This window comes from Micromonospora sp. RTBAU3-60 (assembly GCF_054963695.1).
Window position 1 is genome coordinate 1 of sequence record NZ_JBUEGB010000057.1, and the last position, 14,547, is coordinate 14,547.

Consider the following 14,547-nt stretch of genomic DNA (forward strand, 5'->3'; position numbering starts at 1 on the left):
CCGCACACACCCGAACGTCCGGTTCAACTGTGCGGCCTGCTCAGGAGACGGGTAGAAGCGGTACTTGTACGCCCGCTTCACCACCCCACCCACACCTCACAATTTACCGTCCATGTACGACACTCATCCCAAGGGAGGAAGCGGCGTTTCCTCCCGGCCCTGAACGGCCGGGTTTCCACGCCGCAAATCCGATGAGCGAGCGTCAGCGAGCGAATCATCGATGCTGCGCGCTGGTGCCTCATGGCGGCGCGCAGCGAAGCGGAGTGCCGGCATGAGCGAGCGTCAGCGAGCGAATCATCAATGCTGCGCGCTCGTGCCTCATGCCGGCGCGCAGCGAAGCGGAGTGCCGGCATGAGCGACACGGCTGTTTCTCCGCCGTCGTACCGGTGCGGGGGTTGCGGCGCCCGGGTGGAGTACGCACCGGGCACGACGGTGCTGCGCTGCCCGTACTGCGGGCACCGGCAGCAGATCGCCGGCGCCGGCCGGGAGGTGCGCGAGCACGCGTACGCCGAGCTGGCCACGCTGCCCCGCAAGCCGGTGGCCAGCGTCGGCGTGCACACGTTCGTCTGCCCGGGCTGCGGCGCCCGGACCGAGAGCGACGCGCTCGCCCAGCGCTGCCAGTTCTGCGCCACGCCGCTGGTGGCGGACGCCGCGGCGGGCGAGCTGATCGCGCCGGAGGCGGTGCTGCCGTTCACGGTGGACCAGGCCGGCGTGCGTACCGCCCTGGGCCAGTGGTGCCGGAGCCGCTGGTTCGCGCCGAACAGCTTGAAGAAGGTCAGCGAGGCGGAGACGCTCAAGGGCACCTACCTGCCGCACTGGACGTTCGACGCGCGGACCGTCTCGGACTATCAGGGTCAGCGTGGCGAGTACTACTACGTCACCGAGTCGTACACGGTGACGGTGAACGGCAGGCAGGAGACGCGGACCCGGCGGGTGCGGCGCACCCGGTGGTACCCGGCGAGCGGCACGGTGCGCCGGGACTTCGACGACGTGCTGGTGCCCGCCACCACCCACCTGCCGGAGAAGCAGCTGGATCAGCTGGCCCCGTGGCCGCTGGCCGAGGCGGTCGCGTATCAGGGGGACTACCTGGCCGGCTATCACGCGCTGCGGTACGACACCGAGCCCGAGGCGGGGCTGGCCGAGGCGAAGACCCGGATGGCGCCGGTCATCGAGCGGGACTGCCGGTCGGACATCGGCGGCGACGAGCAGCGGGTCACCGCCGTGGACACCACCTACTCGGACGTGACGTACAAGCTGCTCCTGCTGCCGGTGTGGATCGCCGCGTACCTGCACGCCGGCCGGTCGTACCAGGTCCTGGTCAACGCGCGGACCGGGGAGGTCATCGGCGAGCGCCCGTACAGCGCCGCGAAGATCACGGCGGCGGTGCTGGCCGCGTTGGCGCTGGTCGCGGCGATCGTGGTGGCGTACCTGATGAGCCGCTGACGCGGTGATGAGGTCACGCCGTCGGCAGCCAACCGAGGGTCTTCATGGTGGCGATGTCGGTCGCCCGGAGGCCGGCGTCGGAGACGGTCCAGAGGACTCCGTCGACCACCAGTGACCGCCGGATCGGCGCCAGATCCTGGGGACGCCCCGCGGCCAGCGGGTGGTCGACCGTGCCCACCTGGGTGAACCCGCCATCGCCGACCCGCAGGGCCAACGCCACGTTGCTCGGCGGACCGGGGCGGGCCACGACGCCCGCGGCGTAGACGGTCAACGGGACCACGACGAGGCGTTCGGCCGGCCAGTAGAGGAACGCGTGCGGGTCGAACTCCGCCTCGGAGTGCCCCTGCTTGACGTGATACTGGGCGATCCGGGTCGGCTTGGCCGGGTCGGAGACGTCGAAGAGCGAGAGCTGGGTGCCCTGGACCCGGCCCTGGTCAGACGCCTCCTGCCCGACGCCGAGGAGCCGCCCGTCGCCGGCCGGGTGCAGGTACGCCGAATACCCGGTGATCTTCAGTTCGCCGCTCACCTTCGGCGCCGTCGGATCACGCAGGTCGACGGTGTAGAGCGGGTCGGTCTGCCGGAAGGTGACCACGTATCCGGTGCTGCCGGCGAACCGTACCGCGTGGATCCGTTCTCCCTTGCCCAGCCCGGTGACCTTGCCGACCTGCTGCAGCGTCGTGCCGTCGGCGCGCAGGACGTACACGCTGGAGGTCGAGTCGGGCTTGGCGCCCCAGGTGCGGCCGCTGGTGGTGGCCACCCGCAGGTGCCCGTCCCACTCCGACATGGCGTACTGGTTGATCAGCCAGCCCGGTACGGACGCGGCGGCGACATACCGCGGAGCGCCCGCGCCGGAGGTGTCGAACTGGTAGATCTCGGTGGTCTCGTCCTTCGGATCGGGTGCGCGGTTGCCCATGGTCAGCATCGGCAGCACCCGCCAGCGCTGGTCGTTGGCGACGTACAGCCGGGATGCGGTGCTGTAGACGGTGTCGCCATCGGCGAGCACGGTGACCGGGTCGCCGGCGCCGAGGGTGGCCGCAGCCAGGTCGAAGCTGAGCACGGTCACCAGGGACGTGCCGGAGTAGCTGGCCGGCCGGCTCACCCGGTCGCAGCCGACCCGTCCGGTGCTGGTCCGCCCGCCGGCGGTGACCTCGTACCGGGGCAGCCAGTCGTCGGCGGTGGCGTCGTCGATGATCTGGCGGTTGGCGGCGGTGCGCTGCTCGTCGGTGACCTTCTCGCGGTAGGGGAAGGTCAGTCGGGGCGCGGAGCGGACCACGACACGGACCCTCGTACCCACCTGGCGAGCGTCCACCAGGTTGCCGTCGACGCGGTACTCGCCGATGATCTTCGGCGAGCCGGAGAGGTCCACCATGATCAGGCGGGGACCGACGATGTCCTCCGGCGTCGCGGCGGAGCGACCGTCTGCCGGCATGGCACGGCCGCCGGGGACGGCGGGCTTCGCCATCGGGGCCCACCCTTCGCGCAGCAGCACCAGCGCCCGGTCGCCCTGTAGCAGCAGGCTGGCGTCGGCGCCGCCGAACCCGTCGGCATCGGGCACCAGGTCCAGTTCCCCAACAACGCGGCGGTCCGCCGGATCGACCACGTACAGCTTCCCCCGGTTGACGGTGACGATCCGCTTGCCGTCGGTCTTGACCAGGTCCGGCTCGTCGACCCCGGCCTCGTGGGTGTTGGTACCCGAGTAGTCGGCAGTGCCGGCCCCGGGTGCCGCGTCTGCCTGCTTCGCTGCGGCCGGCGCCCCGGCGGCCTGTTCCGCGCCGCCCAACGTACGGATGCCCCCGTTCGGCCCGAAACCCCAGGGCCCGACGTACGCCTTGGCCGCCGTCTTCAGCTGCTGCAGCGCCTCCGCGCAGGAGTCGAAAGCGACCAGCCGGAACCCTCCGGCCGGCACACCCCGGTCACGCGGTGGGGCGCTGGCCGGCTCCGCCGTACAGCCGGCCACCAGGGACAGGCCGACGACCAGGACCACTGGCACGACTCGAACCCGAGCCATGACGCGGAGGACGCCGGTGGCGGCGGTGCGCTGGGGTACGTGGACGCTGCTGTCCGTCATGGGTCCTACGACGTGGCTGTCCCGGGCTGGGTTCCCGCCGAACTGCGCCCGTTCGCCGCGGTATCCGCCGCGACGGCGTCGGGGAGAAGGTCGCACAGGTCACCGACCGACCGCGGTGCCGGGCTTGACCTGCGGCGGCACGATAGCGTCGGGGCGATGCTCACGCCCAACGAACCAGCCGCCCTGACCACTGCCGAACGCGCGATCGATGACCGCTTCCGCGCGATCCTGGCCCGGCTGCCCCGGCGCGGACCGGTCGGCTGGCTGATCGAGTTCGCGGTCTTCGGGCTCAAACAGGCCTGGGCATGCGTGTTCGGTGGGGCGATGCTGGCGGTCATCTTCGCGGCGCATCTCTGGTACCCGAAGGACGCGGCATTCGCTCGCAACGACTTCCTGACGCTCGCCGCGGTCGCCATCCAGATCGCGATGGTGGCCGGGCGCCTGGAAACCCTGCGTGAGTTGCGGGTGGTGGTCCTGTTCCACGTGGTCGGCACGGTCATGGAGTTGTTCAAGACCCACATCGGCTCGTGGTCCTACGAGCCCGACGGGGTGCTGCGGCTCGGCGCGGTGCCCCTCTTCAGCGGATTCATGTATGCCGCGGTCGGCTCCTACCTGGTCCGGGTCAACCGGCTGTTCGACCTGCGTTTCGTGCGCTACCCGAGGCGCTGGGCGACCGCTGTCGTGGCCGCCGCCATCTATGCCAACTTCTTCACCAACCACTACGTCCCGGACATCCGGTGGCTGCTCATCGCCGTCGTCGCCCTCGTGTTCGGGCGCTGTGTCATGCAGTTCCGCATCTTCCGGTTCCGGTGGCGCATGCCGCTCCTGCTTGCCTTCCTGCTCGTCGCTTTCTTCATCTGGCTTGCCGAGAACATCGCCACCTGGTCGAATGCCTGGCTCTACCCCAGCCAGGTGGGCGGTTGGCACCCGGTTTCACCGGCGAAGCTCGCGTCGTGGTTCCTCCTCATGATCATCTCGGTCGTGCTGGTCACGTGGATTTCGCCGCCGCAGCCGCCAGCGGGCCCGCAGCCGGACGCAGCGATGGGCGTGGACGAGGCGGTGGCATCGAACAGTCTCATGTCATGACGGTCGCCCGCCGAATGCCCACTTGTGCACCTCGATGTCGGCGTATCGGTCCGCGGTGAGGACGGCGCGCGCCTTGTCCGGGTCCGGTGCCCGGACCAGCGCCGCGGTGCCCAGCCAGGTGGTGCCGTCGTCGGACAGCAGCGGCCCGTACGCGATCAGGTCCTCCCGGTCGGGCGGCGCGGCGAGGTCGGTGGCCTGCCCCGCGCCGAGGCCGAGCACCAGGTACCGGTTGCCGCCGGTCCGGCCGCCAGGGAAGTCCCACATGGTGCGCCCCAGCGTGTTGCGCCACCGGCGCAGCAGCACGTCCCGGTACGCGCCGGCCTGGTAGTTGGGCTCGTCGAAGGCGAACGCCCGGGCGGCGGGGGAATCGGGCAGGTCGACGATGTGCACGCTGCCGGTGGGCGTGTCGCCGTCGTCGGCGAAGGTCGGACCGCGGGCGATCATCTCCGCCGCGTACCGGTCCATGTAGGACCAGTGCTCTTCCAGTAGCTCGCGGCGCAGTGCCACGGAGCTGGGCCGGTCGCGGTGGTAGCAGAAGAACTCCATGCACCTAATCCTGCCCGCCCTGCCGGACGCCGTCGCACGGGGTGGTCAGGTGACGGATCGTCCGACGTTAATGGGGGCCGAGCATAGTAAGACGTCAATGCTAATTCGACAATATGGCGGCCTTGTGAGTCACCTCGCGTCGTGAGCTCTGGTAGCCGAATGTGTTGTTTGCTTGACTGTGCGCCAGTGCCGTGGAGGAGTCGGGGCTTGACTGGAGGCTGTGCCGCGTGAGCAAACCGGATCCGGAAAACGCAGTCGGGAACGTGCACGAGGTGCTCGACCGGCCGCTGTTCAACCCGGTGTTGAAAGTGACGGTCGGCGAAGGAAAGCTCGACTACGAGGTATATCTGCGCACCGCCGATCTGCTGCGGCTTCAGACACCCAGGTCGGAGCTTGTCCATGCGGACGAGCTCATGTTCCAGATCGTGCATCAGGCGCAGGAACTCTTGCTGAAACTCCTCGCCCACGAGGTGGCCGAGGTCGTCGACGATCTCGATGGTGATCGGCTGTGGGAGGCGGCGGCTCGGCTGGACCGGGCGGTGCGGATCACCCACTGCCTGTCGAACGAGCTGCGGGTGCTGGAGACGCTCGCACCCGACACCTACCAGGTGATCCGCCGGCATCTCGGCAACGGCAGCGGGCAGGAGTCCCCCGGCTACAACGCCGTACGGGTGGCCGCGTCGTACGCCGCCGCGGCGCTGGACCGGCTCCTCGCGCGTCACGAGGTCGCGCTCGCCGAGGTCTACGCAGGTGCCCGGCCGGAACTGAAGCGGGTCTGCGAACTCCTCGTCGATCTGGACGAGGGCTATCAGACGTGGCTGTTCACCCACTACATGCTGGTGCGCCGGACGATCGGGGTGGGCCGGGACGTCGCGGCGCTGGACGGAATGCCCACCCAGATTCTCGTCGGTCGGATGACCCAGCCGCTGTTCCGCTCACTCTGGGCGGTCCGCAACCAGCTCACCGGCGAGTGGCGGCGGGAGGGTGGTCTGGCGCCCGGAGCGGATCGCCGCGAAGCGCGGGTGCCGGCGTGACCTCGCGACTGCGGCACCACTTTCCCGTACTCGAGAACTGCGTGTACCTGAACAGCAACTCCACCGGAGCGGTGCCCCGCGGGGCCGAACCCGTGCTGCGCCGGTACTGGGAGACGCTGTGCGCCTGGCGCGACGACGTGTGGGACGAGTGGCTCGGCGAACTGCGGGCCTACGGCGACGCCGTGGCACGGTTCATCGGCGCCCCCCAGGCAGCGTGGTCACCGACGCCAACGTCAGCACCCTGCTGGGCCGCATCGCCTCCTGCTTCGACTACCGCCCGCCCCGCAACCGGGTGGTCACGACGCACCTGGAATTCCCCACGGTGCCGTTCATCTGGCGCGCGTTCGGCCGGTACGGCGCCCGACTCGACGTCGTCGGCGCCGACGCGCCCGGATTCGACGAAGACGCCCTGGAGCAGCGGATCGACGAACGTACGCTGCTGGTGTGCGTGCCGCACGCCAGCTACGCCACCGGCGCGATGATCGACCTTCCCCGGCTCGTCAAACGCGCACACGACGTCGGCGCACTCGTCGTCGTCGACGCCTTCCAAACCATCGGCACGGTCCCCTTCGACGTGGCGTCGCTCGATGTCGACTTCGTCCTCGGCGGCGCCCACAAATGGCTCTGCGGAGTCGGCACCGCGTTCCTGTACGTCCGCCCCGACCTGCTACCCGCCCTGCGACCGGCGGCGACGGGATGGTTCGCCGGCGACGCCGCGCTGACCTTCCGACCGTCGTCGGACTGGGCCGGCGACGCCCGCCGGTTCGCCGGTGGAACACCGTTCCCACTCAGCGCCCAGATCTCCAGAGTCGGGCTGGACCTGCTGGCCGGCGTGGGTATCGACACCATCCGCGAGCACTCACTGAAGTGCACCGATCGGATACTGCACCGCGCCGCGGCCGCTGGCATCCCGGCGCTCGGCCCCACCGCGCCCGCACAACGCGGCGGCGTCATCTGCCTCGCCGTCCCCGACGGTGAGGCGGTCAAACGCGGCCTCGCCCAGCGGCAGATGATCTGCAGCTGGCGAGGGGGCCTCCGGGTGGCTCCGCACATCTACAACACCATCGACGAGGTCGACGCGTTCATGGACGCGCTCGAACTGGAGCTTCAGCAGGCCGGACGATGACGGCCACGCCGCTGTCCCCGCGAGCGCTCATGAGCCTGCTCGCCAACGGCGCCAAGGCCATGGACGTGCTGGAGACCGCCCTTGACCTCGGACTGCTCGACGCCCTGGAACCAGGCCCGGTACGCCTCGGACAGCTCAGCGTCCGCTTCGACCTGCGACCCGACCGGCTCTACAAGCTCCTCGACTGCCTGGAGAGCCTCGGTTTCGTGCACCGCGACGAGCGGACCGACGACATCAACGACGCCGAGTACCGCGCCGTCCCGGGCCTCCAGGACGCCGCCGTCGCGGTAGTCGGACCCGACGCGATCGAACGCGACCGCGACAAGTACCCGTGGCGACAGCTGCACGGCAGGCTGGCGGACACCCTCCGCGGACGGCTCAGCATCACCGAGGACGACTTCGCCTGGCCGCCGAAGACGGCCGCGCAGATCGCCGGCTTCGAGCAGAGCATGGCCGCCGGTCTGGGCCCGATCATCGAGGCGTTCCGCACCCACGCACCCCGGCTCTGGCCCGACCGTCACCGGCTGCTGGACGTCGGAGGCGGCGACGGCACCCTCGCCACGCACCTGCTCACCGATACGCCCGGCCTGACCATCGACGTCTACAACCTGCCCGCAGTCCAGCCCCTCGTGGACGAGACCCGCGCGCGGTCCGGCCACGGACCTCGGCTCGGGTTCGTCGGCGGGGACTTCCTCACCGAACCGCTGCCCACCGGCTACGACGCCATGACATTCGTCCGCGTCCTGCACGACTGGCCGGCAGGCACCGCCCACCGCCTGATCGAGCAGGCCTACCACGCGCTGCCGGCCCGCGGCCGCCTGCTCATCTGCGAGGAGTTCCGCACCTCGGAGCGGCTGGCCATGCAGTTCTTCTGGTCCTACTTCCTGATCGGCGTCGACAGTTGCGCCAGCCGCCTGCGGGAGATCACCTTCTACACGAGCGCGCTGCGGCGGGCCGGATTCCACGAGATCGAGGTGCTACCCGGCCCGTTCGAACTGATCTCGGCGCACAAGCCGTGACGGGGTGCCCCGCGCGAACGCCGAGGGTGGCCGGACCGGCAGCGGGGAGACGGACGGCCACCAGACTCACAGCTGGCTCCTGGATCGGGCATGGCTGCTTCCGAGGACCCGCTTTCAGCATCGGTCATCGGTAGCACGTCAACAGCCACGATGAGGAGAACCTGGATGGAGCAAAACGGGCAGCCACCGACGTACGAGGGCCGCCGCCTGGCCAGACCCGATGAGGAGGTCTTCGACCAGGGCCTCGGCTTCGACCTCGGCACCATGCTGGGCCGTCGCCAGCTGCTGCGCGCGCTTGGCGTCGCCGGGTTCAGCGTCCCTGATCAGCTTATTGATCCTGAGTCGGATGGGGTTTCCGGGATCGTTTCCCACCGTGGTGGGGTCGCGTGGGCGTGCAGGTGGAATCCTGCGCCCAGGGCGGCTCCGCGCGGCCGGTGGCCAGTGGTGGGTGTGCTGGTCGTGTTCACGTCCTGGTGTCGGTGGGCTGCGCGGGGCAGCCTCCGGTCCGTTGGTGCGTGTCCCTCCGGACGCTTTCCCGCCTGACCGTGGGGTCGGGTGGGGGAGGGTGCCCTGCGTCGCCTGGGCGCGGGGTGTGGTGGCTTGCGCCGGGTGGGGCCGGTCTTCGACCGGTCCCCCCGGTGGCTTGTCGTGATGACCGCTGCCGTTTCGAGTTTGTCGACCACGGCGCGGATGACCATGTGCCCGCTGGTCTTGTCGATGGCGGTCTTGGCCTGATGGGTGAGGCCGCGGGCGGCAATGCGCCGCCATGCCCCGTGGTCGCGGTCGCCCTGCCAACGGCAGGACTGGTTGGGACACAGGGCCCATTTCCAGCCCGTCACGGTCGGCTTGTCGGGGGCCTTGCAGTGCCTTAGCGGAGTCAGGCACTGCGGGCAGTGCTTCGAGGTATTGCGCGCAGGCGTGGTGACCACGGCGATGCCGTGCTCGGCGGCGAGGTGCCGCATCCGGTCGCTGATTTGCCCGCGGACCTGCTGGGACAGGCGGGTGTTGAGGGTGGCGCCCATGCCCTTGGCTTCCAGCGATCGCAGGTCTTCGACATAGATCACGCTCGCCCCGGCGGCGAGCGTCTGGTCCACGGCCCAGCGGGCGGCGGCCCACGCGAGCGCGGCGTTCAGATTCTGGCGGCGGTCGGAGACGTGGCGGATCTCTTCGCGCAGGACCGCCAGTTTGCCGACGAGGTGATGCCGCTCGTCACGGCCGGCGAGGCGCTGGTAGTGGTCGGCTTTGGCGTGCAGCCGCTCGCTCTGACAGCGCAGCCGGTGCTGTTTCGCGAGGATGCCGGCGGCGCGGAACTGGCCACCGGCCCCCACCGCCGTGATCCGCCCATCCTTGTGCAGTCGCAGGACGCCCGCGCTGAGGAGGGTGTTGAGACCCCAGTCCACCCCGACCGCGACAGTGTGCCCGGTGCGCCGGGCCTTCGGCACCGGGTGGCTGTATGCCATATCGGCGCGCACCTGCCGGCCGGTGACGCGCAGGGTGGGCAGGTGCACCATCGCGCCCGCGGGGACCGTGGGCGGCAGGCTGATCGGACAGGCCACCCACGCCCAATCTGCGTATGCTCGCGGATCTGGGCGGGTGGGAAGCTGCAAGCGCAGCAACACCCTCGCTGGGTCGGTCTGGCTGCGTTCGATGGTGGCCTGCTGCCGGTCACACGCGGCCAGCAGCAGCATCCGCGCGACCCTCGGGACGCCTTCCAGCTCGAACACGTCCACCGGCAGCCGGCCATTGACGGTAAGGAACCTGGCAACCTGCCGGGTCCGGCCCTTGATGATGTTGGACGGCAGATGGTCCCCGCCCGGAACCGCCTTGCGTACCTGCTCCCACTCCTGCGCGGTGCGCTGACGCGGATCGGCCGGCCACGTCGCCAGCACCCCCGCCGGTCAGATCAGCACGCCACGACGCCGAACGAAGTGCCCGCCCCGCCTGCTCCTGGGCCATGCGCACGATCCGGTCATTGACCCTCACACCCTCGGCCGTGGTGACGGTCCAGCCCAGACGCCGCAACGCCATCCACGCGTTCGACGGAAGCTTCCGGCCACCCGCGTCCACCGGAGGCGAGCACCCCACATCGCTCGCGTTCCAACGCTCCGCCAACAACCCGGAGACCATCCCCGCCACCAGATCGGCACACCAGCCAACACGCTGCGCAAGCACCGCCTGCGACAGGACCTCACCGCTCTCCTCGTCCACCCCTGATCGCAGCAAGACGCCGGCGCAAGCGGTACGGGAGGCCTCACCCCCGGCCAGCGGCAGCTTCCCGCTCACCGGCTCGACGCCTCGACATCGATCCAGGAGAACTCGCGATCACGACCGGCCCACCTCACCGGAATCTCCCCCGAACCAGCCCAAAGGCCAAACGCCACGCTCCACACGGTCAACCTATGATCACCGACGATTCCTAATCAAGTTGGTCAGCCTCGCCGCGTGTGGCGGCGGCTCGGGCGACGCGCCAGCGAAGGCCACCGCGTCGGCGAGCACAGACCCGTCCGGCGAGGGCCCCGACGAGACCGCCGGCCCCTATCCGGGCGACGGTTCCAACGGACCGGACGTACTGGAACAGGGCGGCGTCGTTCGCAGCGACATCCGGTCAAGCTTCGGCACCGCCAGCGGTACGGCCGAAGGCGTCCCGATGACACTGGAGCTCACCATCAAGGACCTGACTACCGGGGGTGCACCGTTCGCCGGAACGGCCGTCTACGTCTGGCACTGTGACCGCGACGGCAGATACTCCCTCTACTCGGAGGGGATCACCGACGAGAACTATCTGCGGGGCGTCCAGATCGCCGACGCGGCCGGCCGCGTACGCTTCACCAGCATCTTCCCCGCCTGCTACTCGGGGCGGTGGCCGCACATCCACTTCGAGGTCTATCCGGACCAGGCCAGCATCGCCGACTCCACCAAGGCCATCGCCGCCTCACAGGTGGCCCTGCCGGAGGAGGTGTGCCGGACGGTCTACGCGGAGCAGGGCTATGCCGCGTCCGTCACCACCTTCGCGCAGGTCAGCCTGACGAGCGACAACGTCTTCGGCGACGACGGCGGAGTGCGGCAGCTGGCCACCGTGACCGGTGATGTCACCAGCGGCTACATCGTCTCCCTGGTGGTCGGTGTCGACACCACCACGACCCCCACCGGCGGGGCGGCCCCCGGTGGGGGCGCCCCCGCAGGCGGTCCCGGCGGCCCGGGCGGATCCCCGGCGCCGCCGCGGTGGTGACTGTGGTCAGTGGCTTTCCTGCCAAGTAGTCCCGCTTACTTGTTCGACTGAAGGAAACTTCCGCTCGACCTCTTGCGCGCGCCAATGCTTGCCGCCGAAAGTCTGACCACCACCTAGCTTCGATATCCGTCGATGCGATTGTCCGGTGGGCAGCTGAGGAGGAAGCATGGCACCCGTCGTCCCCCGCCGCAGAAGCCGCCTCGTCTCACTCGCGATCGCCGTCCTCGCCGGCCTGGCGCCGGTCGCCCTGTGGGCGCTGCCCGCACAGGCGGCCGCCCCGCTCTACACCGCCCTGGGCGATTCGTACTCCTCGGGTGTCGGCACCCGCTCGTACTACTCCGACGGCACCAGCTGCTACCGCTCGCCGTACGCGTACCCCGTCCTCGACGTGAACCAGATCGGCGCCACCCTCACGTTCGCCGCCTGCTCCGGCGCACGGGTCGCCGACGTGTCCAACAACCAGCTCGGCAGCCTCAGCTCGTCGACCAACTACGTCACGCTCACCGTCGGCGGCAACGACGCCGGGTTCTCCTCCGTCATCACGCAGTGCGCCAAGCCCTGGCCCTACACCTGCTGGGGCGACATCGACAACGCCAACAACTACATCCGGAACACCCTGCCCGGCACCCTGGACGCGCTCTACAACAAAATCCGCTCACGGGCTCCGTACGCCCGGGTGGTGATCGTCGGGTATCCGCGCCTGTTCAACGAGAGCGACTGCCAGTCGCTGGCCCGGATCAGCCCGGGTGAGCAGGCGGCGCTGAACGACACCGCCGATCTGCTCAACGCAACCATCAAGGCCCGGGCGGTCGCCCACTCGTTCCCGTTCGTGGACCCACGTGCCGCGTTCACCGGGCACGCCGTCTGCGACTCGATCGAATGGGTCAACGGCCTGTCGAACCCGGTCATGGAGTCCTACCACCCGAACCGCACCGGCCAGTCGAGCGGGTACGCCCCGCTGGTGAAGAACGCCATGGTCGGTGCCGCGACGGCGGCCGCCGGCAAGGCGTAGCCACCGGCAGGTCGGAGTACGTCAAACGCCGATCAGCTTCAGATGCCGAGACCGCCAGCCATGGTCAGTTCCTGGCTGGTGAATTCGCCGGTGAGCATCGGCATGGCCCTGGCGATGGCAGCCCTGGTTTCTGGCAGGGTCAGCGAGGCGTCGTGGTGCTCCTTCGACTGCCACACCTCGCTGACCCAGATCGTGACGTCGTCGGTGTTGGAAACGCCCACCGCGTAGAGCTCGCAACCCGCCTGACGAAGGCCATCGACGCCGCTGAGCAGGATGGCCACCACGTCGTCGCGGCGGCCGGGCTTGGCCTTCATCGATCCGATGTACCCGTACGACACGTCTGCCCCATCCGCTGCTCCGACAACCGCCACAATCTACCTCCGCCGGGGGAGCACTGGCTGTTCTCCGGAGGGTGCCCGGAACGAGGCCCGCAAACCCGAACCTGACCAGGAACCCGACCCTTTCACGCAGGCCGGGTGGTGATCGGCGCTAACCCCTGGCGGAGCTCACGGCGGGGCGCTAAGCTCCGCCGCGATGAAACCTTCTCTCAGATTGGGGGTCCGGTTCGCGCAAGGTGAGTGCTGATGCGCTCCCTGGCCGCGGATGCGGATTCCCGACTCTCCCTCTGGCGGCGCGTGCGCGAGTACGCCGTGCCCCCCTCCATGATCAAGGTCGCGACGGCGCGTCGTCGTGTCGGTGACTGGGCCGGCGCGTGCGCTGCCGCTCGCGTCGATGTCGACCTCGACCTGCGCGCCGTGGCTCGCCACCACGGCCGGGAACTGGCCGGCCGGCTCCGGGCTGACCTCCGGCACCTCGCACCCGACCTGCTGCGCTGGCACATGCCGAGGATCGCCCCTGACGGACTGCTGCGTCCGGGAGTGGCCGTCTCGCTTGCCCGGTACCGCGTGGCGGACCACGACGGTACCGAGCCGGTGCATCTGGTCGCTCGAACGCCACCGGCCTGGGCGGATGCGGGCCAGCGATTCAGCCTGGCGCTGTGGGCCGGATCCCGCGACGCGAGTTCCTGCCCTCATCCGCATCCCGGTCCCGACCGTCGATTCCGCCTCGACCTGCACCGCCACCTGTGGGACGCACGGAGAGCCGATGAGCTGCGAAGCCGGTCGGGCGCCGAGCAACTGCCCTGCGACGGCGCTGCCACGGCCCGCCCCGATCCACGATGGTCGGCGCTGGGGGAGCGCGGTTACGCGGTGCACCGGTGGGCGGACGAGGCGAGGGTGCTGCTCCAGGCCGAGGGCCGGGCCAGCGGTGCCGTGGCGGTCCGTCTCGGGCCGCGACGTCGGCTGGTGCTCGAGGTCGCTCCGGAAGGGGCCGACCTGCGGACGCCTGAGACCGGCGGCGTCCGGGCCGGCCACGTCGCCGCGCTGCCGGTGCTGCCCGACGCGGCAACCTGGATGGCACCCGACCTGGAGCTGCTGCGCCGCGGGTTGATCGAGGTCGAGCGGCTTCACCCACTGGTGGCGTCGGCGCTCGCGCCCGGTCATCCGGTGGCCGACACCCCGGCGGCTCCGTACCCGGCGGCACAGCCACGTCTCGTGGCCTGCCGGGGCGCGTGGCACCGGATCGGGCTGGTGAACGGGGTGCTCGCACCCCTGGACCACGACCCGGCGGAGATCCGCCGGGAGGAACTGCTGGCCGCGCTGACCGGCACCCCGCTGCCGTGCCTGCGGATGATCGATGAGGCACACCGCCGCCCGGAATGCCTCCCCGACATCCGCGCCCGCCTGGACCACGGAGACACCGCCGGCGCGCTGGCCACCGTCGAGGCCCTGCTCGGACCCGATGCGCTCCTGCGCCACGGGGATCTGCGGGAGGAACTGGACAACGCCGCGCTGCGGCGGATCACGTACGGCCTGTTCCGAGCCGGGCTGACCGGGCACGCGCCACCCCCCTCCAGCCAGGAGCGGCAGACCAAGCGCGACCGCCGCTCCCACCCCCGCCACACGATCGCCCGCTGACCAGCGGA

Annotated in this window: 13 protein-coding genes; 8 read left to right on the forward strand and 5 right to left on the reverse strand. The window is 70.2% G+C overall.

The features are described from left to right. On the reverse strand, positions 1–93 hold a 93-nt coding region (locus tag ACY34I_RS31765; protein WP_462758890.1), incomplete at its 3' end, for a helix-turn-helix domain-containing protein. Between the two features lie 258 nt (positions 94–351). Here ACY34I_RS31765 and ACY34I_RS31770 point away from each other — a divergent pair. Further along, positions 352–1,443, forward strand: a complete 1,092-nt coding sequence (locus tag ACY34I_RS31770; protein ID WP_462758866.1) for a TFIIB-type zinc ribbon-containing protein — start codon at positions 352–354, stop codon at positions 1,441–1,443. 13 nt (positions 1,444–1,456) lie between these two features. On the opposite strand, the gene ACY34I_RS31775 is transcribed toward ACY34I_RS31770, so the two are convergent. Further along, positions 1,457–3,451, reverse strand: a complete 1,995-nt coding sequence (locus ACY34I_RS31775) for a beta-propeller domain-containing protein (RefSeq protein ID WP_462758891.1) — start codon at positions 3,449–3,451, stop codon at positions 1,457–1,459. A gap of 216 nt (positions 3,452–3,667) precedes the next feature. On the opposite strand from ACY34I_RS31775, the gene ACY34I_RS31780 reads away from it, so the two are divergent. Next, positions 3,668–4,597: a DUF817 domain-containing protein gene (locus ACY34I_RS31780; RefSeq protein ID WP_462758892.1), complete on the forward strand. Its 930-nt coding sequence runs from the start codon at positions 3,668–3,670 to the stop codon at positions 4,595–4,597. On the opposite strand, the gene ACY34I_RS31785 is transcribed toward ACY34I_RS31780, so the two are convergent. Beyond that, positions 4,592–5,143: a YciI family protein gene (locus ACY34I_RS31785; RefSeq protein ID WP_462758867.1), complete on the reverse strand. Its 552-nt coding sequence runs from the start codon at positions 5,141–5,143 to the stop codon at positions 4,592–4,594. The two genes, ACY34I_RS31780 and ACY34I_RS31785, sit on opposite strands and share 6 nt — an antisense overlap. A gap of 191 nt (positions 5,144–5,334) precedes the next feature. Here ACY34I_RS31785 and ACY34I_RS31790 point away from each other — a divergent pair, with 191 nt between their 5' ends. The 3 genes from ACY34I_RS31790 to ACY34I_RS31800 all read left to right on the forward strand — a co-directional run bounded on the left by ACY34I_RS31790 (position 5,335) and on the right by ACY34I_RS31800 (position 8,322). Then, entirely contained in the window at positions 5,335–6,177 is an 843-nt protein-coding gene (locus tag ACY34I_RS31790) for a tryptophan 2,3-dioxygenase family protein (protein ID WP_462758868.1), read from the forward strand. Between the two features lie 214 nt (positions 6,178–6,391). Continuing rightward, positions 6,392–7,303, forward strand: a complete 912-nt coding sequence (locus tag ACY34I_RS31795; protein ID WP_462758869.1) for an aminotransferase class V-fold PLP-dependent enzyme — start codon at positions 6,392–6,394, stop codon at positions 7,301–7,303. Beyond that, positions 7,300–8,322: a methyltransferase gene (locus ACY34I_RS31800; protein ID WP_462758870.1), complete on the forward strand. Its 1,023-nt coding sequence runs from the start codon at positions 7,300–7,302 to the stop codon at positions 8,320–8,322. Before ACY34I_RS31795 ends, ACY34I_RS31800 begins: the two co-directional genes overlap by 4 nt. A 323-nt stretch (positions 8,323–8,645) precedes the next feature. On the opposite strand, the gene ACY34I_RS31805 is transcribed toward ACY34I_RS31800, so the two are convergent. Further along, entirely contained in the window at positions 8,646–10,211 is a 1,566-nt protein-coding gene (locus ACY34I_RS31805) for a zinc ribbon domain-containing protein (RefSeq protein ID WP_462758871.1), read from the reverse strand. A gap of 65 nt (positions 10,212–10,276) precedes the next feature. Here ACY34I_RS31805 and ACY34I_RS31810 point away from each other — a divergent pair, with 65 nt between their 5' ends. Both ACY34I_RS31810 and ACY34I_RS31815 read left to right on the forward strand, forming a co-directional pair. Next, a complete protein-coding gene (locus ACY34I_RS31810) occupies positions 10,277–11,551 on the forward strand; it encodes an intradiol ring-cleavage dioxygenase (protein WP_462758872.1) in 1,275 nt (424 codons plus the stop codon). A gap of 166 nt (positions 11,552–11,717) precedes the next feature. After that, on the forward strand, positions 11,718–12,563 hold the full coding sequence (locus ACY34I_RS31815; protein ID WP_462758873.1) for an SGNH/GDSL hydrolase family protein: 846 nt from the start codon (positions 11,718–11,720) through the stop codon (positions 12,561–12,563). A gap of 38 nt (positions 12,564–12,601) precedes the next feature. Here the strand turns inward: ACY34I_RS31815 and ACY34I_RS31820 are convergent, their stop codons facing one another. After that, positions 12,602–12,877 (reverse strand): putative quinol monooxygenase, encoded by a 276-nt coding sequence (locus ACY34I_RS31820; RefSeq protein WP_462758874.1) that lies wholly within the window; start codon positions 12,875–12,877, stop codon positions 12,602–12,604. 270 nt (positions 12,878–13,147) lie between these two features. On the opposite strand from ACY34I_RS31820, the gene ACY34I_RS31825 reads away from it, so the two are divergent. Then, a complete protein-coding gene (locus ACY34I_RS31825; RefSeq protein WP_462758875.1) occupies positions 13,148–14,539 on the forward strand; it encodes a hypothetical protein in 1,392 nt (463 codons plus the stop codon). Positions 14,540–14,547: the final 8 nt, after the last annotated feature.